Origin of the sequence: Microbacterium sp. B35-04 (assembly GCF_010634885.1) — a bacterium.
Classification (GTDB): domain Bacteria; phylum Actinomycetota; class Actinomycetes; order Actinomycetales; family Microbacteriaceae; genus Microbacterium.
In genome coordinates this window covers 38,415-61,103 of the sequence record NZ_MWLP01000013.1, presented here as the reverse complement: position 1 = coordinate 61,103, position 22,689 = coordinate 38,415, and the positions used below count along the sequence as shown (strand labels likewise).

The window sequence follows — 22,689 nt, the reverse complement described above, 5'->3', positions numbered from 1 at the left end:
TCACGCCTCCTTCCGGCCGAGGCCGAACGCGGCGCCCGCGGGGGCAGGGCTGTCCTGGTACGGGCTCGCGCCCACGAGGTTGTCGCCGCGGTTCGCACCGGGCACCGCCTGGCGCGGCGCCTGGTCGCCGTAGGCCGCGGCCACGAGGTTCGCGTGGGTCGGGGCATCCGGAACCTCCGGTGCACGGTTCTTCTGCAGCTCCTTGCGGAGCACCGGAACCACCTCGCCGCCGAGGATATCGAGCTGCTCGAGCACCGTCTTCAGCGGCAGGCCGGCGTGGTCCATGAGGAACAGCTGGCGCTGGTAGTCGCCGTAGGTGTCGCGCATGGCGGCGTAGCGGTCGATCACCTGCTGCGGCGAGCCCACGGTGAGCGGGGTCATCTCGCTGAAGTCCTCGAGCGACGGACCGTGGCCGTAGACCGGCGCGTTGTCGAAGTACGGGCGAAACGCCTTGACCGCGTCCTGCGACTTCGCCGCCATGAACACCTGGCCGCCGAGACCGACGATCGCCTGCTCGGGCGTGCCGTGTTCGTAGTGCGCGTAGCGCTGGCGGTACAGCTGGATCAGGCGCTGGTAGTGCTCCTTCGGCCAGAAGATGTTGTTCGCGAAGAAGCCGTCGCCGTAGTAAGCCGCCTGCTCGGCGATCTCGGGCGTGCGGATCGAGCCGTGCCACACGAACGGCGCCACGCCGTCGAGGGGACGCGGGGTCGAGGTGAAGCCCTGCAGGGGCGTCCGGAACTGGCCTTCCCAGTCGACGACGTCCTCGCGCCACAGGCGGTGCAGCAGGTTGTAGTTCTCGATCGCGAGGGGCAGGCCCTGGCGGATGTCCTTGCCGAACCACGGGTACACCGGGCCGGTGTTGCCGCGGCCGATCATGAGATCGGTGCGACCGCCCGAGACGTGCTGGAGCATCGCGTAGTCCTCGGCGATCTTCACCGGGTCGTTCGTGGTGATGAGGGTCGTCGCGGTCGAGAGGATCAGGCGCTCGGTCTGCGCGGCGATGTACGCGAGGGTCGTGGTCGGCGAGGAGGACCAGAACGGCGGGTTGTGGTGCTCGCCGAGCGCGAAGACGTCGAGGCCCACCTCTTCCGCGTGCTTGGCGATGCGAAGCGTCGCCTGGATCCTCTCCGCCTCACTGGGCGTGGTGCCGTCCGTCGGGTCCTGGGTGATGTCGCTCACCGTGAAGATGCCGAACTGCATTCCCGACCACGTGGTGCTGTCGCTCACGATCGCTTCTCCGCTCTTTCGCCGTGCGGGATCTCCGTCGCGGGCGAATCTATGCAAATGAATGTATCTCGTGCAACGCGTGCGCACCGATGTTATTCCCGAGCGGATGCCGCAGACTCAGCACCGCTCCCTCAATGATCACCCCTACCCAGCGGCCCCCGCACGCAGCACCACGGCCTCCCACGGCCGCAGCCGCAGCAGGCCGCCGGCGACATCGGGTGCACCGTCGCAGTTGCCGATGACGAGCTCGGCCGTGGCAGGTTCGACGCCCGCGATCTCGACCTGCTGCGGGTCACCGGTGAAGTTGCCGGCGACGAAGAGCGTCGGCCCCCCACCGGACCGGGTGAACGCGTAGACATGCGGGTGCTCCGGCGCGACGAGGGCGAAGTCGCCGAGCCGCACGACCGGGTCGTCGTGGCGCAGCGCGATGAGCCGGCGGTAGTGATGGAACACGGATGCCGCATCCGCACGCTCGGCCTCGGCATTGACGGTCACGTGGTTCGGGTTGACCCCGATCCACGGCTCGCCGGTCGTGAACCCGGCGGCCGCGGTCGCGTCCCACTGCACCGGCGTGCGGGAGTTGTCGCGGCTTCCGCTGCCGAGCGCGTCGACCAGCTGCGCGTCGGTCAGGCGGCCATGGGCGCGCGCTTCGGCCGCGAAGCGGAGCGACTCGATGTCGCGATAATCCGAGAGCTCGCGGAAGTGCGCGTTCGTCATCCCGAGCTCCTCGCCCTGGTAGACGTACGGCGTGCCGCGGTGCAGGTGCAGCACCGTGGCGAGCATCGTCGCCGACTCGCGGCGATACGCCCCGTCGTCGCCGAAGCGCGAGACGCTGCGGGGCTGGTCGTGGTTCTCCCAGTACAGCGAATTCCAGCCGGCGTCGAAGAGCCCATGCTGCCAGCGGGCCATCGTCGCCTTCAGCTCGCGCAGGTCGAGCGGTCGCAGGTCGAAGCGCCCGCCGGGGCCGTGGTCGATGTGCACATGCTCGAACGTGAACACCATGTCGACCTCGAGGCGCGCGGGGTCGGTGAACAGGCGGCCGTCCTCGACGCTGGCACCGGGCGTCTCCCCCACCAGCAGCAGAGCCTGCCGGCGGCCCTCGAACACCTCGCGGTGCATCTCCTGCAGGAACTCGTGCAGGCGCGGGCCGTTGACCGTCTGCAGGCGGCTGTCGCCGAAGCGCCCGTCCACGACCACGCCGTCGGCCAGCGATCCGTCCGCGCCGACCACTTTCGAGATGAGGTTGATCACATCCATGCGGAAGCCGTCGACGCCGCGGTCGAGCCACCAGCGCATCATGTCGTAGACGGCCGCACGGACGTCCGGGTTCTCCCAGTTGAGGTCGGGCTGCTTGCGGCTGAACAGGTGCAGGTAGTACTCCCCTGTCGCCTCGTCGAGCTCCCACGCGGGTCCTGAGAAGGCCGAGGCCCAGTTCGTCGGCTCGGCGCCGGACGCGCCGGCCGCCATGCCCTCCCTCGGGGGGCGCCACCAGTACCAGTCGCGCCGGGGAGAGTCCCGCGATGACCGCGACTCGACGAACCACGGATGCTCGTCGCTCGTGTGATTGACCACCAGATCCATCACGACGCGGATGCCGCGCTCGTGCAGCGCGGCGATGACATCGTCGAGGTCTGCCAATGTGCCGAACAGCGGGTCGACGTCGCGGTAGTCGCTGATGTCGTAGCCGTTGTCGTCCTGCGGACTGCGATAGATCGGCGAGAGCCACACGACGTCGACGCCGAGCTCCACGAGATGGTCGATGCGCCGCAGCACGCCCCGCAGGTCGCCGACGCCGTCGCCGTCGGAGTCCTGGAACGAGCGCGGATAGATCTGGTAGACGACGGCGCCGGTCCACCAGGCGGGCGGGTCGTTCGGAGTCTCGGCCGCTGCCATCCCGTCACACTACGCCGCGGCGGCGAACAGCTGCAGCATGTCCCGCACCAGCTGGTGCGGCGCGGTTTCGCACGGCGCATGCCCCGTCACGTACGTGGCGACGCGGGCGCCGATGCGTGCCGCGTACTCGTCGTGCTGCGCCTGCGGCCAGAGGTCGTGCTCTCCGACGGCGATGAGCTTCGGGATGTCGATCGCCGCCACGTCGTCCGCGAAGTCGGGCGTCGCCATCATCAGCCCGACGACGTCGTCGATGCAGTCACGCCCGGTGACCGCGAGTCGCTCCCGCACGAACGCGATGCGCCCGGGGGGCGTCCGGTTGAGGTTGTAGCGGATGCCCCACAGGATGAGCCCCGCCGCCCGGTGGGGCGTCATGTCGGAGATGGGCCCGATGTGCTTGACCCCGCGGAACACCTGGCCCGTCGCCGGCGGCGCCGCCATCAGAGTGAGGCTGCGGAAGAGGTCGGGGCGCGCGACCAGCGCGAGCTCGGTGACCAGACCCGCGAAGCTGTAGCCGAGCACGTGTGCCGGCCCGCCGTCTTCAAGCACGGCGATGAGGTCGTCGATGAAAAGCGGGTAGTCGTAGGACGCGCGCGGCGGATCGAGCTGCTGCGGCCCGGCGCCGACGGACTCGTAGTGACCGGCGATGTCGTAGGACTCGACGCGATAGCCGGCCGCGGCGAGCAGCGGGAACAGGAGGACGAAGTCCTCCTTGGACCCGACGACGCCGGGGACGAGCACGACCCGCGGCGCGCCGTCGTCGCCCAGGCGCACCCGCGCGAGGCCGCCGCTGGGGGCGGGGAACGTATCCCGCTCGGTGCCCGCGGGGAACACATGCCAGTCGAGGTCGGGAATGCCCTGGTCGCGCTCGAGCGCGTCGTCGATCGTCGTCATCGCGACTGTGAGACTACCGCTCGGGAAGGCCGTCGAGCTCGTCCTGCCGCGGCGCGTAGTCGATGTGGCCGCCGTCGGCGTCGAACGCCTGCACCGGCCGGCGGGGCGACCACACCTCCCAGCCCGGATCGCCGCTCACGACGAACGAGACCCAGGCGCCGTGCATCGCGTCGGCGAGCGCCTGCGGGCCGTTCGGACCGCCGATGCCGATCGCGTCCGGCTGCCCGAGGCGGTCGAAGACGAACCCGAGCTCCATGACGTGCGCGGCGCCGAGTCGGTCGACGGGGCTCCGCCACCGGAACTCGTAGACCCAGGTCGCCGAATCGGCCGCCGACACGCGACTGTCGGCGAACCGCGTGATCGGCCCCCGCAGCAGCAGGTCGGTGACCACTTCGCCGATCACCTCGCCCGCGGAGGCGCCTGGCCGCCGCGCGCGATGGGCACGCACGATCCGCGCGGGGACACGGGCGGCGAGCCGCGCCGCGGCCACGGTGAGCCACGTCGCCTTGTCGACCGCACCCGAGGGCACGAGCCACAGCCGGTACTCCTCGCTCGTGCAGCCGATGAGGACCGGGATGCCGCGGCCCGCCCCCGCCAGCAGCGCGTCCAGCGGATTGCGCGGCACGGCCTCGCCGCCGATCGCGAGCGCGACAGTCGGACCGCCGCCGAGCGGCGATCCTCCCGCCGCCACGGCCGTCTGCTGCGCCACGAGGTCGGCCGCGGGCACGGCGGCGAACCCCGCACGCGTCGCGGCGACCTTGAGCCGCTTCGCGATCTCGCGCGTCATGCGCCCCGCCCTCTTCGAGGGCTGCGCCACCAGTGGCCCGGACTGCAGGATCGCCCGGTCGAACAGCTCGCTTGCGTGCGGCTGGGCGAGGAGCGCGGTCAGCGTGTTGGCCCCGGCTGAGTGCCCCATGACGGTGACCCGAGCCGGGTCCCCGCCGAACGCCGCGACCTCGCGGCGCACCCAGCGCAGGGCGGCCTCCTGGTCGAGGACGCCGAGATTCTGCGGCACGTCGTCGAGCACCGCGAAGCCCTCCTGGCCGAGGCGGTACTGGATCGACACGAATACGATGCCGTGGCGGGCGAACCGCTCGCCGTCATAGGTCGGCAGCGCGGCCGTGCCGCGCGTCAGCGCGCCGCCGTGCACGAACACCAGCACCGGAAGCGCCGCTTGCGGTGCGCGGTCGGAGGGCGTCCACACGTTGACCGTCAGGATCTCGTCGCCCGGCACCTCCACGGTGGAGAGGTAGGTGGCGACCGCCGGTGCGTACGGGCGCTGCGGCGCCGTCGGACCGAAGGACGAGGCATCCCGCTCGCCGTCCCATGCGGGTGGGGGCGCCGGAGGAGCGAACCGGAGTTCACCGACCGGCGGCGCCGCGTACGGGATGCCGAGAAAGCGGTCGATGCCGCCCTCGCGGGTGCCGCGGATGCTGCCCGCGCTCACCGTCACCACCGGCGAAGCCGACGCGGGCGTGGCTGAACGGGCTTCGGTCGCGGCATCCGTCATGTCATCCCCTCTGGCGCGCACCGTCGTACGCTCGCACTCAGACTCAGCCAGCGCGGGACTCAGTGTCAAGCGAGGGTGGGTACGGGTGGGCCCGGCTAGTCTGGTCAGCGCCCCGGCGAGAGGTGACGATGACCGGCAGCAGCGCTCCCCCCACGGCGACCACCCCGGCGGGACAGGTCGCCCGCCCGCGACGGCGCACACCTTTCTGGGACAACGCGCGCTTCGCGTGCATCGTCCTCGTGGTGCTCGGCCACGCCGTGCAGCGGCTGACCTACGACTCCGATATCGCGCTCAGCCTCTATCTCGTCGTCTACGCCTTCCACATGCCGGCATTCGCCGTGATCTCGGGTTACTTCTCGAAGTCGGACGCCCCGACCAGAAGGCAGATGGCGCGCGTCATCACCGACATCCTCGTGCCGTACGTCGTCTTCGAGGGGCTGTGGACGCTCACGAAGTGGCTCGTCGAGGGACAGGCGAACCCCAACCTCACCCAGCCGTCGTGGACGCTGTGGTTCCTGCTGGCGCTCGGAATCTTCCGCGTCGTGCTGCCCTACCTCGCGCTGCTGCGCTGGCCGCTCCTGTGGACGGTCGTCATCTCGATCGGCGCCGGCTACCTGCCCAACATCGACTCGACGTTCTCCTTGTCGCGGACACTCGGACTGCTCCCGTTCTTCACGCTCGGCTGGTGGCTGCGCGAACACGACATCGTCGCGCGCCTGCGCCTCCTCGATCGGCGCCCGTGGTGGGTGTTCGCCGCTGGCCTGGGCCTTTTCGCGGTCGCCGCGTGGGCGGCCTGGTTCTTCGTCGATGAGTGGCGCGCGATGAACCTGCGCGAATGGCTCTTCTACGACGAGAACTACGCCTCCATCGGCGGAACGCAGTGGTGGGCCGGTGGCGTGAGGCTGACCCTCATGATCGTCGCGGTGCTGCTGTCGACGGCGTTCTTCGCCCTCCTTCCACGCGGCACGCACTGGTGGACGCACTTCGGTCAGTACACGATGTACGTCTATCTGCTGCACTCGTTCGTGCTCTATCCCTTCCGCGAGAGCGGCGTGCTGCGCAACGCCGAGCCCACGTGGCTGTGGCTGCCGCTCGTGATCGTGGGCTCGGTGCTCATCGCCCTGGGACTGGCCACCAGACCGGTGCGGCGGCTGTTCCGCCCGCTGGTCGAGCCGCGCCCCGCGTGGCTCTTCGCCGATCCCACGCTCGCCCGACGCGAGGGCCGGCGGAGCGATCCCACGGGCTCGCGCCGACCGCGAGAGGAACCGCGGATGCCTCGGCCCGACCCGCGCCAGAACGGCTGAGCGGCCGGTCCACGACGCTCTCTGTCCGGTCGCTGTGCCGATCGGATCGGCTGGCGATGCGGTCAGCCGGCCGCCCGCGTGTACCGGTCGGCGAGTCGAAGAAGGTGCGGCACCAGCTCGGCGGGCGAGTCGACGGTGAAGTCCATGCCGAGCATGCCGATGTACGCGGCGATCGTCTCGAGGCTGTCGGCACCCGTCAGGAGCACCGAGGTCGCCGGATCGACCGCCTCCACGACGCCGACCGTCGGATTGATCCGTGCGATCACCCTGTCGGCGGGCGCCGCGATGCGCAGGCGCGCGTGCACCTTCCAGCCGCCCGCCGCGATGGATCGCAGCGCGAACGCGGTGAAGTCGCCGCCCGGCACCGAGACGGGCTCGAAGGGGCGGCGCGTGGGCATCCGGGGCTCGATCCAGTCGAGGCGGAAGGTCTCCCACTCGTCGATCTCCGGATCGCGCGCCACGAGGTACCAGCGACGCTGCCAGCTGAGCAGGCGGTAGGGCTCCACCCTTCGCGGGACGCCGCGATCGTCGAATCTCAGCCACTCCCGAGCGTGCACGGCCTGGGCGACGGCGCTGAGCACATGCGGGTCGACCTCCGGATCCGGGGCGTCCGTCCCGATGTTCTCGGGCCCGCTGTCCACCGTGGCGGCGACCGCGTCGACGGTCGGCCGCAGCCGCTCGGGCAGCACCTGCAGCAACTTCGCCAGCGCGCGGGCGCCGGCCTCCTCGACGCCCGCCACGCCGCGCGCCACCCGAAGCCCGATCGCCACCGCGACCGCCTCGTCGTCGTCGAGCAGGAGCGGCGGCAGCTTGCCGCCGGCCGCGAGGCGGTATGAGCCGGCCCGGCCGCGCTCTGCCTCCACCGGATAGCCGAGTGTGCGAAGTCGCTCGATGTCGTTGCGGACGGTCCGCACCGACACGTCGAGACGGGCGGCGAGTTCGGGGCCCGGCCACCGCGGGCGGCTCTGGAGCAGGGCCAGGAGGGCGAGCATCCGGGCGGACGTGTCGGCCATCGCGAACTCGATTCGACGGGTAGATAAGAGGAAGAGAACGTGCCTGTTTTGACCGTAACGTCGAAGACATGAACACCGCAACCACCTCCACCGCAGACATCCGCCCCTTCCGCATCGACGTGCCGCAAGCAGCGGTCGATGACCTCGCCGACCGCCTCGCCCGCACCCGTCTGCCCCAGCCCGCGCCGTCCGACGACTGGGACTCGGGCACGCCGATCTCGTATCTCGCCGAAGCCGTCGCGCGCTGGCGCGACGGGTTCGACTGGCGTGCCGCCGAGGCGCGCATGAACGAGTTCCCCCACTTCACCACCGAGATCGACGGGCAGACGATCCACTTCCTGCACGTCCGCTCCCCGCACGAAGGTGCGACGCCGCTGATCCTTGCCCACACCTACCCGGGATCCTTCGTCGACTACCTCGACATGATCGGCCCGCTCGTCGACCCGGTCGCGCACGGCGGCCGCGCCGAGGACGCCTTCGACGTGGTCGTGCCCGACGCCCCCGGCTTCGGCTTCAGCCAGCCCGTCGCCGATTCCGGCTGGACGGTCGGCCGCGTCGCCGCCGCATACGACACGCTCATGCGCCGGCTCGGCTACGAGTCCTACGGCATCCATGGCAGCGACAACGGCGCGATGGTCGCCCGCGAGCTCGGCCTCCTCGACCCGGAGGGGTTCCTCGGCCTGCACGTGCTGCAGCTGTTCTCGTTCCCGTCGGGCGATCCGGCCGAGTTCGAGAAGCTCGGGCCGCAGGACTACGCCGGCCTCGAGCACATGCAGTGGTTCCAGTCGGTGGGCGCCTACAACACGATGAACGCCGCCCGCCCGCAGACGATCGCCGCCGCCCTGTCGGACTCCCCTGTCGGCCACCTCGCCTACGCCGAGCTGTTCAACTCGTTCGGCAACGGCACCGCCCTCGTGCCGCTCGACGCGATCCTCACCGAGGTGAGCGTCGCGTGGTTCGCCAACGCGTCGGCGGGCATGAGCCGCGCCTACCGCGACAACGCGCTGGCCGAGGCCGAGCCTCGGGTGAGCGACGCGCGCACCGGCGTCGCCGTCTTCAAGGACGACTTCCAGACCATCAAGGTGTTCGCCGAGCGCGACAACTCGAACATCGTCCACTGGAGCCGCTTCGAACGTGGCGGCCACTACGCGGCCCTCGAGGTCCCGGAGCTGGTGGTCGGCGACATCCGCGCCTTCTTCGCCCAGCCCTGATCCCCCGCGCGCTCTCTCGTCCCTGCCTCTCTTCCCCGTGTTGAGTCGGACAGCGCGGGCGGGGTGCGCGAGAGCGGGGCGAAACCGAAGGCAACAAACAGAGCGGATGCCGCGGCATCCGTTTACTCTCGCCTCATGACCGAGCTGAACCTGCCGATCCTCGACCTCTCGCGGCTCGACGAGGGACCGGAGGCCGCCGCGCAGTTCCGCGACGATCTGCGCGCGGCGACGCACGACGTCGGCTTCTTCTACCTGACCGGGACGGGTATCTCACCCGAGCTGGAAGCCCGCCTGCACCGCGCCGCCCGCGACTTCTTCGCCCTCCCCGAAGCCGACAAGCTCGCCATCGAGAACGTCAACAGCCCGCACTTCCGGGGCTACACGCGCATCGGCGGCGAGCGCACGCAGGGCAAAGTCGACTGGCGGGAGCAGATCGACATCGGACCGGAGCGAGCGGCAGTGTCGGATGCCGATGCCCCGGACTTCGCGCGGCTCATCGGCCCGAACCTCTGGCCCGACGCGCAGCCCGAGCTGCGGGAGGTCGTCTCGGAGTGGCACGACCACCTGTCGGGCGTCGCACGCAGGCTGCTGCGGGCGTGGGCGCTGTCGCTCGGCGCCCCGGAGAGCTACTTCGACGAGCACTTCGGCGAGCCGTCGACCCTCATCAAGATCGTCCGGTACCCCGGCAAGGAGGACCCCACGCCCCAGCAAGGCGTCGGAGCGCACAAGGACTCCGGTGTGCTGACGCTGCTCTGGGTCGAGCCCGGCAAGGGCGGGCTCCAGGTCGAGCGGAGAGACGGCGTCACGGGAGATCAGCACTGGGTGGACGCTCCCCCGGTTCCCGGCGCGTTCGTCGTCAACATCGGCGAGCTGCTCGAGTACGCGACTCAGGGCTACCTGATCGCGACGAAGCACCGCGTCATCTCCCCCACCTACCCCGACGACCGCATCTCGGTCCCGTTCTTCTTCAATCCCGCGCTCGACAAGCGCCTGCCGCTCATCGACCTCCCGGCCGAGCTCGCGGTGCAGGCCCGAGGTGTCACGCAGGACCCGGCGAATCCGATTCACGCGCTGTACGGCGAGAACGCGCTGAAGTCGCGCCTGCGCGCGCACCCGGACGTCGCCGCGATCCACCATGCGGATCTCGTCGCGGCCCGGGCTGCGGCATCCGCGTGACGCACTTCTTGCAGGTCTCTCCCGCCGGTGCAAGGGGGTGCCGGAGCGTTCGACGCCCCGCCTAGCGTGGCGGCATGAGCGACGTGACGATCTTCGCGCCCTCCCCGACGCTCACCGTCACGGTCGAGGAGCACGACGGCGAGCCGGACGTCCACGTGCACGCGGGCGGCCAGGGCGTCTGGCAGGCGCGCATGCTGCTGCGGCTCGGCGTATCGGTGACGCTGTGCTGCAGCCTCACCGGAGAAATCGGACGGATGCTGCAACACCTCCTGGAAGACGAAGGCATCACCGTCGCGGGCGTCGAGCGACCCGGGAAGGGCTCCGCGTACGTGCACGACCGCCGCGGCGGCGAGCGCCAGATCATCGCCGAGACGGAGGGCGAGCCCCTCGCGCGCCACGATCTCGACGAGCTCTACGGCGTGACCCTGCGGGAAGGGCTCGCCTCGGGCCTGACGATCCTGAGCGGACCGGCCGGCGACGAAGCGCTCCCGGCCGACACCTATCGCCGTCTCGCCGCCGACCTGCGAGCCGGCGGTGCCAAGGTGGTCGTCGATCTCGCCGGCGCTCGGCTCGACGCGGCGCTGGAAGGGGGCGTCGATGTGCTCAAGGTGAGCGACGAAGAGCTCGCGCACGACGGGCGGGTCGACGACGACTCCGCCGTCGCGATCATCGCTGCGATGCGTCGACTGCACGACGGCGGAGCGGGCGCGGTGATCGTCTCGCGCTCGCTCGAGCCGACGCTCCTGCTCGACGCCGCCGGAATCCTGGAGGTGAACGCGCCCCGCATGGAGGTCGCCGACACCCGCGGCGCCGGCGATTCGCTCACCGCGGGCGTCGCGGCCGGCATCGCACGGGGCGAGAGCCTCCGTGACGCCATCGTGACCGGTGCCGCCGCAGCGGCCCTGAACGTGACCCGGCATGGCCTCGGCACGGGCGACCCCCAGACGATCGCCGCGCTGCGGGCGGCGGTGATGGTGCGGGAGATCGTCGACGATGCCGAGGCGGGGATGGAGCAGCCGGTGACCGGACACGTCAGCCCCGACGGACTCGCCGCACTCGCGGAGCCGGCAGCGCCCGCCGAGCCAGGAGAGCAGCGATGATGCGCACCCTGATCACCAACGACGACGGCATCGACGCCCCGGGGCTGCACGTCCTGGCCCGTGCCGCCCTCGACGCCGGGCTCGATGTCACCATCGCGGCGCCCGTGCGGCAGTCCAGCGGATCCAGCGCATCGATCGTCGCCGCCGAGGAGGACGGACGCATCGCCATCGAGCGGCGCGAGCTGACCGGGCTCGAGGGCGTCGCGGCCTACGCGGTGCGCGGCGGGCCGGGCCTCATCGCGCTCATCGCGGCGCACGGCGCCTTCGGCGACCCGGCCGAGCTCGTGCTCTCGGGAGTGAATCACGGCGCGAACGTCGGTCGCGCCATCCTGCACTCCGGCACGGTCGGCGCCGCCCTGACCGGCGGCCTCAACGGCGCGTGGGCTGTCGCGGTGTCGCTGGACGTCGGCATGAATCCGACGCAGTTCCATTGGGATGCCGCAGCCACGGCCACGATCGGAGTCCTGCCGTTCCTGCTCGAGCGGCCGCGGGGAACGGTCCTGAACCTCAACGCGCCGAACTCCCCGGCGAACCGCGGCATCGTGGAGGCAGCTCTCGCCCCGTTCGGTATCGTGCAGACGACGTTGAGCGAGCGGGACGCCGGCCACATCCGCCTTGCCGTCGAGGACCTGCCCAACACCCCGGAGCCGGGCAGCGACGCCGCACTCCTGGCCGAGGGCTGGGTGACCCTCACCGGGCTCGATCCCGTGTCACAGCTTCCGCTCGGCTTCGAGGCGGCCGAGGCATCCGCCCGCCTGTCACAGGGCGCCTCGCCCGGCACGTCATGACAGGCAGCTACCGGCAAGAGGCGGTGAGCAGCACGTAGCGAGGCGGCGAGGGCGGGCGCGGGCCGGCGAGCGGAAAAGGTGAAGGCCCCCCCACACCGTGGGGAGGCCTTCCAAGAATGTTTCGCGCGATTGTACGCTGGCTGCGATTAGCGGCGCAGTCCGAGACGCTCGATCAGCGACCGGTAACGGTTGATGTCGATGTCCTGGAGGTAGCCGAGCAGACGACGGCGCTGACCGACCATCAGGAACAGCCCACGACGCGAGTGGTGGTCGTGTTTGTGCTCCTTCAGGTGCTCTGTAAGGTCCTTGATGCGCTGCGTCAGCATCGCGACCTGCACCTCGGGGGATCCGGTGTCACCGGGGTGCGTCGCGTACTCTTCGATGATCGCCTTCTTGGCGTCTGATTCGAGTGGCATAGATGGGATCCCCTTTCTCGTCGTTGCGCGGCGCCCGACGCCTGATGCGCGAGCTCTCTTTATCCGCGGCCGATCTAACGGCAACCTGAAGAGTCTACCAGCGAACGGATGCCGCGGCGAACGCGCTCCCGTTGAGCCCGGGTACGCTCGAACCCGTGCCCCACCCCCTCCGCGTCGAGCCGCAGTGCCGCCGTGGAGCGCCGGCCGAGGTCGCCGAGTGAGCACCGAGCAGCATCGCAGCCACCTCATCGACCTGCGGCCGTTCCGCACCAGTCCCGCGTTCACGCGGATGTGGATCGGATCGACGCTCGCAGGCCTGGGCGGCCAGCTCACGATCGTCGCGATCATGCTGCAGATGTACGACCTCACCGAGTCCACGTTCGCCGTCTCGATGATCGCCGTCGCCGGGCTCGTGCCCATGGTCATCGCCGGCATCTACGGCGGCATGCTGGCCGACGCGTTCGACCGCCGGGCCGTCGCTTTGATCGCCGCCACGGTCACCTTCGGCTCGACGGCGCTCCTCGCCGTCCTCACCTGGGCGAGCCTCGAGACGGTGTGGTGGCTGTACGCGCTCAGCATCGTCAACTCCGCGGCCAATTCGATCGTGCTGGCGACCCGCCAGGCGATCGTGCCGCGCCTGCTCCCCCGCGACCTGCTGCCGGCCGCCTCGGCCCTCGGCGGCATCACCGTCGGGATCATGGTGATGGCGGGTCCCGCGCTCGCCGGCGTGCTGGTGGCGCTGACCGGTTACGCCTGGACGTACACGCTCGATGTGATCCTGATGACCTCGCTGTTCCTCGGCCTCTGGACACTGCCGACCCTGCGTCCCGAGGGCGAGGTCGTCCGGCCCGGACTCGAATCGCTCCGGGACGGCTGGCGGTTCCTCCGGCGCGCGTCGAACATCCGCCTCCAGTTCATCCTCGACATCATCGCGATGACGTTCGGCCAGCCGCTATCGCTGTTCCCCGCCATCGGTGCGGTGCTGCTCGGCGGCGGGCCGATCACCACGGGCGTCCTCACCGCATCCGTCGCGGCCGGCGCCTTCGCATCCAGTCTGTTCTCGGGCCGCGTGGGCGGGATCCGCCGCCAGGGTCTCGGCATCGAGCGCGCCATCCTCGTGTACGGCGGTTCGATCGCCGCTCTCGGCCTGGTCCTCGGGGCGGCCGCACTCGGGTGGCTGGCACCCGTCGGAGTCGATGCCGACACCCCGAACGTCGCTCTCATCGCACTCGCGTGCGTCGTGCTCGCCGTCTCGGGCGCCGCCGACAACATCAGCTCGATCTTCCGCAACACCATGGTGCAGGCGGCCGTGCCCGACGCGATCCGTGGCCGGCTGCAGGGCATCTTCATCGTCGTGGTCACCGGCGGACCGCGCTTGGGCGCCCTCTACGCAGGGACGCTCGCGACCCTCACGGCGCTGTGGTTCCCGCCACTGCTCGGCGGCTTCGTGATCATCGCGCTCGTGGCGATGCTCGTGCGCGCCAGCCCGCGCTTCCGCGCGTACGACGCCGAGCACCCTGTTCCGTGACCGGGGTCGCACCGTAGTCGAACCGTCGCAGACCGGCGGATTTCGGCCGTCGCATGCGACGGCGCGCCACGCCGTCGCAGGGCGACCGTAGGGTGGCCACGTGGCTTCGACGACCGACACGACTCCCATGACACGCGCAGAGCTACTGCCCTCCGCGCGCTGGATCACGGTGCAGTTCGTGCTCGCCGGAATCGTGTGGGGCTCGAGCTTCCTCTTCATGAAGGTGTCGCTCACCGGCATCTCGCCGGCGCAGGTCGCCTGGACCCGCATCCTGCTGGGCGCACTCACGCTCGGCGCGCTCGTCCTCCTGCGTCGCGAGCAGCTCTCGCGCAGTCTCCGCGTGTGGGCCCACCTTCTCGTGCTGGGCCTCACGTTCTGCGTCATCCCGTTCCTGCTGTTCTCGTGGGCGCAGCAGTACGTCAGCTCGGGCGTCGCCAGCATCTTCAACGCCACCACGCCGATCATGACCGCGATCATGGCGTGGCTCGTCTTCCGCGTCGAGAAGCTCAAGAACGTGCAGGTCGCCGGCATCGGCGTCGGCATCCTGGGCGTGGTCGTCATCATCGCCCCGTGGCAGGGCATCGCCTTCGACGGCAGCCTGGTCGCCGAACTCGCCATCCTCGGCGCGACCGCGAGCTACGGCTTCAGCCTCGCCTACATGCGGCGCTTCGTCTCGAACACCGGGATGTCGGCGCTGGCGTTCACGTTCGGCTACATCGCGATGGCGGGGGCGGTGATGGTCGTGCTCACGCCCTTCCTCGTCCTGACGCCGGTGCGCCTCGACGCGCCCATCGTCGTCAGCCTCGTCCTGCTCGGCTGCCTCGGCACCGGGATCGCGTACGTCTGGAACCAGAACACCGTCCGAGCGTGGGGACCCACCCGCGCCTCGACCGTGACCTACATCACACCGGTGGTCGGCGTCATCCTGGGCATCGTCATTTTGGGCGAGACGATCTCGTGGAACGAGCCCCTGGGCGCGCTCGTCGTTTTCCTCGGCATCCTGCTCGCACAAGACCGCCTGCGCCGGCGACCGCGCGCCTGACGACCGCCCGATCCGCTCGCGTCAGGCCGCGGCCCGGCGGACGCGCCCCGGCGTCTCACCGGTGACGCGGGCGAAGGCACGGCTGAACGCGGCCTCGGATCCGTACCCGTGCGCAGCGGCGACCGCCGCGACGCTGCGCCCTTCGGCGAGCATCGCGCGCGCGGCGCGCATCCGCGCCGCCGACACGTAGGTCATCGGCGGCGTTCCGACCACCGCGGTGAACCGCGCCGCGAAGACGGAGCGCGACATCGTCGCGCGGCGCGCGAGCGCGTCGAGAGTCCACGGATGGCCCGGATCATGGTGGACGGCAGCGAGCGCGGCGCCGAGCTGGGGATCTCGCAGCGCAGCGAGCCAGCCGCTGGACTCCGACTGCTGATCGGCCAGCCACGCCCGGACGGTCTCCACGACGAGCACGTCCGCCAGCCGCGTGGCGACGGCGTCTCCCCCGGGCTTCGGCTCCCGCAGCTCGCGCGCGAGCAGGGGCAGCAGCGCCGCCATCACCGGATGCCGAGCCGAGTCGACGATGACGACCGACGGCAGCACCGCGAGCATGTCATCGACCGCGGGAGAGTCGAACGCGACCACGCCGCACAGCAGCGCCAGCGGCGGATCGGCGACCTCGGGTCCGATCCGCAGCACCGAGAACGCATCGCCGAGCATCGTCTGCGGCAGAAGGTCGGCGCGTCCGACGATCTGCGCACCCGGACTCGTAGAGACGCGGTGCCCGATCCCCCGCGGCACGAGGGCGAGCATTCCAGCATCGAGCGGCACAGCATCGGCACCCTCGACCTCGAGGTGTGCCGTCCCGTGCGCGACGATGTGGAAGCTGAGCGTGCCCGGGAACTGCGGCATCTCCACGGCGCCCTCCGCAGACGCTTCCGTCCACGAGTAGAACGCGCCGCGCATGCGGACGCGGTAGAGCGCGGCGGTGAAGGCGTCCTCGGTGTCCCACGGCATGGTGACACTCATGAAGCCCCCGGACGATCGGTCATGGAATACGTACTTCTGACGATAGATCATCCGGCGCGGGACTGGAAGGGTTGGATCACCACCGAAGGGAGAACCTCATGAACATCCTCGTCATCGGCGCCACCGGCGGATCCGGCCGCGCCGTCTGCGACGCCCTGCTCGAACGCGGCCACCGGGTGACGGCGCTCGCGCGCCACGCCTCCTCGCTGCCGGGCCGCGAAGGTCTCGAGCGCGTCGACGGCGACGCGACACGCGCCTCCGTCCTCGACGGCGTGGTGCCCGGCCACGACGCGATCGTCGTGACCCTCGGCATCTCGGAGCCCACGCTCCGGGTGCGGCTCCGCGGCGCTCAGGGCACCGCCGACGACGTGCGCTCGAAGGGCACGGCGGCGATCGTGGCGGCGGCGCGGCGCGCGGGCGTGAGTCGGCTCGTCGTGCAGTCGTCGTATGGCGTCGGCGACACGCGCGCCCTGCTGCGACTCACCGACCGGATCCTGTTCGCGCTGCTCATCCGTCCGCAGATCATCGACTCCGAGATCCAGGAGGGCGTCCTGCGGGGATCGGAGCTCGATTGGACCATCGTGCAGCCGGTGTACCTCACCGACGGCGACTCCGCCGAGCACTTCACGTCGACCGACGGCAGCATCCGCCGCAACAAAGTCGCCCGCCGCGGGGTCGCGCAGGTCCACGCGGAGCTCGTGGAGAGCTCCGGCCGGGCGCGCGAGACGGTCTCCGTCTCGGGTTGACGCACAGCACGCCCGAAGAGCCGCGAAGAGCGGATGCCTCGATTCGAGGCATCCGCTCTGGGGGTTGCGTGTCAGTCCTGCTGGAGCGCGCCCTGCAGATCGAGCGTGATGGTGACGTCCTTGCCGACCAGGACGCCGCCGGTCTCGAGCGCGGCGTTCCAGGTGAGGCCGAAGTCCTCACGGTTCACGACGGTCTTGGCGGTCGCACCAGCCTTGTAGTTGCCCCACGGGTCGGTGCCGAAGCCGCCGAACTCGAACTCGAAGGTCACCGGCTTGGTGACGCCGCGGATGGTGAGGTCGCCGTCGACCAGGAAGTCGCCGTCAGCGATGCGCGCGCCGGTCGAGCGGAACTCCATGGTCGGGTGGTTCTCGACGTCGAAGAAGTCGCCGGAGCGGAGGTGGTTGTCGCGACCGTCGTCCTTGGTGTCGACCGAGGTCACGTCGACGCTCGCCTCGACCTGCGCGTCGAGCGGGTTCTCGGGGGCGATCAGGGTGGCACTCTTCATGCCGAAGGTGCCGCGCACCTTCGAGATCATCATGTGGCGGACGCTGAACGTGACCTCGCTGTGCGCGGGATCGAGCACCCAGGTGCCGGCCTTGTAGCCGGGAACGTCGATCGTGGTGGTGTCGGTCATGGTCGTCCTCCGTGGTGGATGGGTCGCAGCGGGGCGCGGCGAGGCTTGATGGACGACAACGCGAGAGGTCGAGATCTATTCCCATGAATGAAAAACTTCTCACGCACCCCGCGGCCGGTGATCGGACGCCGGACATGACGAAGGGAGCGGATGCCGCAGCATCCGCTCCCCGTGAACGTCGACGTGGAGGGGTCAGCCGACCTTGACGAGGTCGATGACGAAGATCAGCGTCTTGCCGCCGAGGAAGTGGCCGCCGGCGGGGCCGTAGGCGAGGTCGGGCGGGATGACGAGTTCGCGGCGACCGCCCTCCTTCATGCCCGGGATGCCGTCCTGCCATCCCTGGATCAGGCCGCGGAGCGGGAACTGGATGCTCTCGCCGCGGTTCCACGACGAGTCGAACTCGTCGCCGGTGTCGTACTCGACGCCCACGTAGTGGACGGTCACGGTGTCGCCGGGCTTCGCCTCGGCACCTTCGCCCACGACGATGTCGCGGACGACCAGATCTGCCGGCGCCGGGCCGGCAGGTGCGTCGATCTCGGGCTTGGTGCGGTCGTCAGTCATGACACCATCCAACCATCCCGCGCTCCCGGAGGCCGAGGAAGTTCGCCGTCAGGGGAACCACCGGCGCTCTCTTGACACTCGCGCGGGCCCCCGGCATCCTGGTCGCAGGCCAACTCAGCGCTCGGTAGACACGCAGGCATCGCCGCGGCACCGAGCGCTGAGTCTTGTTCCAGGTGCCTCTGCGGTCAAGGCGCGAACATCGCCGCGCGTGTCGTCGCCGCCCTCGCCAGCAGATCCTGCTCCTCCGCTGCGGCGTGCGGGTCGCGGCCGGTGATGGCGCGCTGGCGCGTGGCGGCGAGCGCGGTGGCGTCGGTGATGAAGCTCCTCATGAGCGCGCTGCGATCGCCCCGCAGCGTGCGCGCCCACGCCAGCGCCGCCTTGCGCCCGGCGGACGTGGCGAGCATGTCGACCTCCTGCGGGGTGAACCATCCCGCGGCGGCGTAGTCGCCCAGCCGTCGCCGGGTGAGCCGGGACTCCTCACGCCGCAGGGCGACGATGCCCAGGACGAAGCCGATGAACAGCGGCACCTGCAGCGTGAGGTAGAGCGCGAAGAAGTCGCCGAACACCGCGGAGCCGTTCCAGAACGCGTGCAGCGCGATCGCGCCGGCCAACCCCACGAGCCACGGTCCGATGGCCTGACCTGTCGAGACCCCGCGCCGCGCGGCGAGGCCGAGGACGAAGCCGGTGACACTCGTGAACATGACGTGGGCGAACGGCGAGAGGATGCCGCGCAGGAAGAACGTCATGGACGTCTCGGCGGCTCCCCCCTGGATGAAGCTCACCGCGAAGTACTGGATGTTCTCGGTGAACGCGAAGCCGGCGCCGACCAGCGCGCCATACACGATGCCGTCGACCGGGCCGTCGAACGCCCGGCGTGCGGTCGCGAAGATGAGGAACACCCCCAGGCCCTTCGCGAACTCCTCGACGACCGGCGCCTGCACCACGGTCTGCAGCACCTCACGCGCGCCGGTGGCGGGGCCGAACACCATCGACAGGAGCAGGTCGACTCCCAGGGCGATGCCGACGGCGGCGATGGCGCCCCACGCGATCGCCAGCACCAGCAGTCCCCGCGGCTCGGGCTCCCAGCGGTCGACGATGCGCACGGCGAACAGCACGCCGACGAGCGGCACCAGGGCCAGCAGCATCCCGATCAGCGAAGCACCGGGACCCAGGGCGTTCAGGAAGTACCCGACCAGTCCGATCAGGATCAGCACGAGGACGCCGATGATCCAGATGGACGCCGTGCGTCCCCCGCGCGGTACTGCGGCGGTGGGGATCTGGACGGGAGCGGGCGAGGTCGCCGGTGGCGTGATCGGCGCCGCGGCGGCGTGCCGGGGCTGCGCGAGCGCCGACGCGAACTCGGGCGGCGTGAGCGAGGGCCGTGGCCTGGCGGCACCGGGGTCGTGCGTCATGCGCACAGCCTAAGGCTGCACAGGACTCACGCGTCGCGCACGCTGCCGTGGCACTCCCGCGCGGCCCTCCGGCTAGGTTGGGGGGATGCGCTTCGCCCATGTCGTGCCACCGGAGTCGGGCGGGCCGAGGCTCGCACTGATCGAAGGCGACGAGGCTGTCATCGTCGAGACGCTGTTCGACGGGGCCCCCCGCGTGCTGGAGGAGCTGATCGCCGGCGGCGACGCGCTGCTCGCACGCGTCAGGGATGCCGCGGGCCAGGGGCCGCGGCATCCGCTCGACTCGATGCGCTTCGCATCGGCGGTCCTCACCCCGCCCGTGATCCTCGCGATCGGGCTCAACTACGCGGCGCATTCCAGTGAGCTGGGACTGAAGACCGACTCCACGCCGACCGTGTTCGTGCTGTGGCCGAACTCGCTCGCCGGGCACGACAACACGACGACCTGGCCGCGCTCGCTGAGCGAATCCGTCGACTACGAGGCGGAACTCGGCGTCATCATCGGCACGCCGGCGAAGGACGTCGCACCGGAGGATGCCCTCGACCACGTGTGGGGGTACACCGTGGTCAACGACATCACCGCGCGCGACATCCAGTACTCCGAAGCACAGTGGTCGCGCTGCAAGTCGTTCGACGGCTTCACGCCCACGGGCCCGTTCGTGGTCACGGCCGACGAGGTTCCCGACCCGCAGGACCTCCATATCTGGACGGTGCTCGACGGCGCCACGCTGCAGGACGCCACCACCGGCCAGATGGTGCGCCCGGTCGCGGCTCTCATCTCGCATCTGTCGAAGTCGGCGACGCTGCTGCCCGGCACCCTCATCTCGACCGGCAGCCCGGGCGGCGCCGGCTACTCCCGGGATCCGCAGGTGTTCCTGCGCGACCGCTCGACGGTGACCGTGGGGATCGACGGCATCGGCGCCCTCACGACCCACTGCCGCATCCTCGGCTGAGGCCGACCGGCGCACGGACGAGGGGCGGATCCGCGATGCGGACCCGCCCCTCGTCGCCGGTTTCAGCTGATTGCTGTCGCCTACGTCAGTTGCAGGTGATGGTGCCGCCGCTCTCCAGATCCCAGACGCCCGGGCCGAGTTCGGCACAGGCCGCGGCGAGGCCGCCCACCACGAGCGACACGATGACGATGGTCAAGATGATGCTGAGCACCAGCAGCACGGCACCGACGATGATCGCCGCCACCGCCCAGCCGTTCTTGACGCCGGCCTTGCGGCTCTGCACGAGCGCCACGATGCCGAGGACGAGGCCGACCAGCGAGACGAAGAACGACAGGATGAACGCGACGATACCGAGCGTCTTGCCCGGGACGGGGCCGTCGGCCGGTGCGCCGTACGCCGCCGGCGGTGCGGTCGGGTACGCGGGGGCCGCTGCGGGGTACGCGGGCGGGGCCGCCTCGTACGCGGGCGGAGGTGTCGTGTCCGTGGGCTGGGCGGCCGCCGCCGGCGCCGCGTACTCCGACCCAGCGGCGGGGGCGGCGTACTCGGGCTCGGCGGGCGCGGGGTACGCGTCGGCGGGCGGCTGAGGCGCAGTCGGCTCCCCCACGGGCTGCTGAGGCGGCTCGGGTGCGGCCGGGTTCTGCGGATCGGTCATTTCTCGCCTTTCGTTCGAGTCTCCCTGACGTTATCGATCGGGAGCCGCCCGCGGCAACCGCTCAACGAGACTCGGCGCGCTGCTCGACCACGACGTCTTCCGGCGCCTGCTGGATCGGGATGGCGGCCGTCACCGTCTCGAGCCCCGACAGCCGCGCAGGTGACAGCTGCTTGGCGACCTCGTCGCGCGACATCAGGCCCGCCTCGACGACGAGGTCGGCGACGCTGTGCCCGGTCAGCAGCGCGGTCTTGGCGAGCGCTGCGGCGGCGGCGTAGCCGATGAACGGCGTCAGCGCCGTGATGACACCGACGCTGTTGCCCACCATGGCTCCGAGCCGCTCGCGGTTCGCGGTGATGCCCTCGACGCAGTTGACCCGCAGAGTGAGGATCGACTGTCGCAGCCACGTGATCGACTGGAAGATCGAGTGCGCGATGACAGGCTCGAACGCGTTGAGCTGCAGCTGGCCGCCCTCGACGGCCATCGTCACGGTCAGGTCGGCGCCCGCGATGGCGAACGCGACCTGGTTCACGACCTCGGGGATGACCGGGTTGACCTTGCCGGGCATGATGCTCGAGCCTGCCTGGCGGGCCGGGAGGTTGATCTCGCCGAAGCCCGCCTGCGGGCCGGACGAGAGCAGCCGGAGGTCGTTGCAGATCTTCGACAGCTTGATCGCGTTGCGCTTCAGCGACGCCGAGAACGACATGAACGAACCGGTGTCGCTCGTCGCCTCGACGAGGTCGTTCGCTGTCGCGAGGTCGAGGCCCGAGATCTCTCGCAGGTGCCGCAGCACCGCCGGGGCGTAGGACGGGTCGGTGGTGATGCCCGTTCCGATGGCCGTCGCGCCCATGTTGATCTCGTAGAGCAGGTACGCGTTCTCCGTGAGGCGCTGGTGGTCGTAACCGAGCGTGGTCGCGAAGCCGTGGAACTCCTGGCCGAGGGTCATCGGCACGGCATCCTGCAGCTGCGTCCGGCCGACCTTGAGCACGTCATGGAACTCGACCGCCTTGGCCAGGAAGGCCCGTCGCAGCAGATCCAGCTCTTCGAGCAGGGTCTTGAGGTCGAGGCCGAGCCCCACCTTCACCGCGGTCGGGTAGACGTCGTTCGTCGACTGGCTCCGGTTGGTGTCGTCGATCGGCGACAGGAACGCGTAGTCGCCCTTCGGCCGCCCGGCGAGCTCGAGGGCGACATTCGTGATGACCTCGTTCGCGTTCATGTTCGTCGACGTGCCGGCGCCGCCCTGAATCACGCCGACGACGAACTGGTCGTGGAACTGCCCCTCGATCACGAGTTGCGCGGCGCGGTCGATCAGATCGGCCTTGGCCGGATCGAGAACCCCGATCTCCCGGTTGGCGCGGGCGGAGGCCTGCTTCACCATCGCCAGCGCTCGCACCAGGTCGGGGTAGACCGAGATCGGCCTCTTCGAGATCGGGAAGTTCTCCAGCGCACGGGCTGTGTGGATGCCCCAGTACGCGTCGGCGGGGATCTCCAGGGATCCGAGGGAATCGGTCTCGATGCGGGTGCGCGTCATTGCGTCCAGTGACATGTGTGTGGTGTCCTCGTGGGTCGTTCACAGCGGTGTGCCGGGATGCTTCGAGACTACTCGCGACGCGGTCCCGCCCGCCTATACGCGGCGTACAGCGAAACGGGTCGCCTCGTACACGGGGGC

General features: G+C 70.5%; 21 protein-coding genes. 9 read left to right on the top strand and 12 right to left on the bottom strand.

All coding sequences use genetic code 11. The features are described 5' to 3' along the window. The 4 genes from B1729_RS04015 to B1729_RS04000 form a co-directional block, all read right to left on the bottom strand. The gene (locus B1729_RS04015; RefSeq protein ID WP_163630865.1) at positions 1-1,200 is read right to left on the bottom strand and encodes an LLM class flavin-dependent oxidoreductase; all 1,200 of its coding nucleotides are present in this window, start codon (positions 1,198-1,200) and stop codon (positions 1-3) included. 171 nt (positions 1,201-1,371) lie between these two features. Further along, the gene (locus B1729_RS04010) at positions 1,372-3,120 is read right to left on the bottom strand and encodes an alpha-glucosidase (RefSeq protein ID WP_163630821.1); all 1,749 of its coding nucleotides are present in this window, start codon (positions 3,118-3,120) and stop codon (positions 1,372-1,374) included. Positions 3,121-3,129: 9 nt separating this feature from the next. After that, positions 3,130-4,011, bottom strand: coding sequence for an alpha/beta hydrolase (locus B1729_RS04005; protein ID WP_163630819.1), 882 nt, complete (start codon positions 4,009-4,011; stop codon positions 3,130-3,132). Positions 4,012-4,024: 13 nt separating this feature from the next. Then, on the bottom strand, positions 4,025-5,521 hold the full coding sequence (locus tag B1729_RS04000; RefSeq protein WP_163630817.1) for a carboxylesterase family protein: 1,497 nt from the start codon (positions 5,519-5,521) through the stop codon (positions 4,025-4,027). A gap of 128 nt (positions 5,522-5,649) precedes the next feature. Here B1729_RS04000 and B1729_RS03995 point away from each other — a divergent pair, with 128 nt between their 5' ends. Then, complete coding sequence (locus B1729_RS03995) at positions 5,650-6,825, top strand: acyltransferase family protein (protein WP_163630815.1); 1,176 nt, start codon at positions 5,650-5,652, stop codon at positions 6,823-6,825. Positions 6,826-6,887: 62 nt separating this feature from the next. Here B1729_RS03995 and B1729_RS03990 read toward each other — a convergent pair whose 3' ends face one another. Next, positions 6,888-7,838 carry a WYL domain-containing protein gene (locus tag B1729_RS03990; protein ID WP_163630813.1) on the bottom strand — a complete coding sequence of 317 codons (951 nt, stop codon included), beginning with the start codon at positions 7,836-7,838 and terminating at the stop codon, positions 6,888-6,890. 68 nt (positions 7,839-7,906) lie between these two features. Between B1729_RS03990 and B1729_RS03985 the strand changes: the two genes are divergently transcribed. The 4 genes from B1729_RS03985 (at position 7,907) to B1729_RS03970 (ending at position 12,113) form a co-directional block, all read left to right on the top strand. Beyond that, positions 7,907-9,049, top strand: coding sequence for an epoxide hydrolase (locus tag B1729_RS03985; protein WP_163630811.1), 1,143 nt, complete (start codon positions 7,907-7,909; stop codon positions 9,047-9,049). 135 nt (positions 9,050-9,184) lie between these two features. After that, positions 9,185-10,225, top strand: a complete 1,041-nt coding sequence (locus B1729_RS03980; RefSeq protein ID WP_163617912.1) for a 2-oxoglutarate and iron-dependent oxygenase domain-containing protein — start codon at positions 9,185-9,187, stop codon at positions 10,223-10,225. Positions 10,226-10,299: 74 nt separating this feature from the next. Further along, complete coding sequence (locus B1729_RS03975) at positions 10,300-11,325, top strand: PfkB family carbohydrate kinase (protein WP_163630809.1); 1,026 nt, start codon at positions 10,300-10,302, stop codon at positions 11,323-11,325. After that, a complete protein-coding gene (locus tag B1729_RS03970; protein ID WP_163630807.1) occupies positions 11,322-12,113 on the top strand; it encodes a 5'/3'-nucleotidase SurE in 792 nt (263 codons plus the stop codon). The genes B1729_RS03975 and B1729_RS03970 overlap by 4 nt, the downstream gene beginning before the upstream one ends. Positions 12,114-12,259: 146 nt before the next feature. Here the strand turns inward: B1729_RS03970 and rpsO are convergent, their stop codons facing one another. Further along, the gene (gene rpsO, locus B1729_RS03965; RefSeq protein WP_056121136.1) at positions 12,260-12,529 is read right to left on the bottom strand and encodes a 30S ribosomal protein S15; all 270 of its coding nucleotides are present in this window, start codon (positions 12,527-12,529) and stop codon (positions 12,260-12,262) included. 217 nt (positions 12,530-12,746) lie between these two features. Between rpsO and B1729_RS03960 the strand changes: the two genes are divergently transcribed. After that, a complete protein-coding gene (locus B1729_RS03960) occupies positions 12,747-14,057 on the top strand; it encodes an MFS transporter (RefSeq protein ID WP_163617915.1) in 1,311 nt (436 codons plus the stop codon). A 127-nt stretch (positions 14,058-14,184) separates the two neighbouring features. Beyond that, entirely contained in the window at positions 14,185-15,099 is a 915-nt protein-coding gene (locus B1729_RS03955) for a DMT family transporter (RefSeq protein ID WP_163630863.1), read from the top strand. Between the two features lie 21 nt (positions 15,100-15,120). On the opposite strand, the gene B1729_RS03950 is transcribed toward B1729_RS03955, so the two are convergent. Beyond that, complete coding sequence (locus B1729_RS03950) at positions 15,121-16,068, bottom strand: AraC family transcriptional regulator (protein WP_163630805.1); 948 nt, start codon at positions 16,066-16,068, stop codon at positions 15,121-15,123. A 98-nt stretch (positions 16,069-16,166) separates the two neighbouring features. On the opposite strand from B1729_RS03950, the gene B1729_RS03945 reads away from it, so the two are divergent. After that, positions 16,167-16,814 carry an NAD(P)-binding oxidoreductase gene (locus B1729_RS03945; protein WP_163617917.1) on the top strand — a complete coding sequence of 216 codons (648 nt, stop codon included), beginning with the start codon at positions 16,167-16,169 and terminating at the stop codon, positions 16,812-16,814. Between the two features lie 71 nt (positions 16,815-16,885). Here B1729_RS03945 and B1729_RS03940 read toward each other — a convergent pair whose 3' ends face one another. The 3 genes from B1729_RS03940 to B1729_RS03930 all read right to left on the bottom strand — a co-directional run bounded on the left by B1729_RS03940 (position 16,886) and on the right by B1729_RS03930 (position 19,422). Beyond that, the gene (locus tag B1729_RS03940; RefSeq protein WP_163617918.1) at positions 16,886-17,449 is read right to left on the bottom strand and encodes a YceI family protein; all 564 of its coding nucleotides are present in this window, start codon (positions 17,447-17,449) and stop codon (positions 16,886-16,888) included. Between the two features lie 192 nt (positions 17,450-17,641). Next, positions 17,642-18,010 carry an FKBP-type peptidyl-prolyl cis-trans isomerase gene (locus tag B1729_RS03935; RefSeq protein WP_163617919.1) on the bottom strand — a complete coding sequence of 123 codons (369 nt, stop codon included), beginning with the start codon at positions 18,008-18,010 and terminating at the stop codon, positions 17,642-17,644. 185 nt (positions 18,011-18,195) lie between these two features. Beyond that, positions 18,196-19,422, bottom strand: a complete 1,227-nt coding sequence (locus tag B1729_RS03930) for a PrsW family intramembrane metalloprotease (RefSeq protein WP_163630803.1) — start codon at positions 19,420-19,422, stop codon at positions 18,196-18,198. 85 nt (positions 19,423-19,507) lie between these two features. Here B1729_RS03930 and B1729_RS03925 point away from each other — a divergent pair, with 85 nt between their 5' ends. Then, on the top strand, positions 19,508-20,371 hold the full coding sequence (locus tag B1729_RS03925; protein WP_163630801.1) for a fumarylacetoacetate hydrolase family protein: 864 nt from the start codon (positions 19,508-19,510) through the stop codon (positions 20,369-20,371). 85 nt (positions 20,372-20,456) lie between these two features. Here B1729_RS03925 and B1729_RS03920 read toward each other — a convergent pair whose 3' ends face one another. After that, a complete protein-coding gene (locus tag B1729_RS03920) occupies positions 20,457-21,023 on the bottom strand; it encodes a DUF4190 domain-containing protein (protein ID WP_163617922.1) in 567 nt (188 codons plus the stop codon). 61 nt (positions 21,024-21,084) lie between these two features. Beyond that, entirely contained in the window at positions 21,085-22,566 is a 1,482-nt protein-coding gene (locus B1729_RS03915; RefSeq protein ID WP_163630800.1) for an aspartate ammonia-lyase, read from the bottom strand. Between the last annotated feature and the right edge of the window lie 123 nt (positions 22,567-22,689).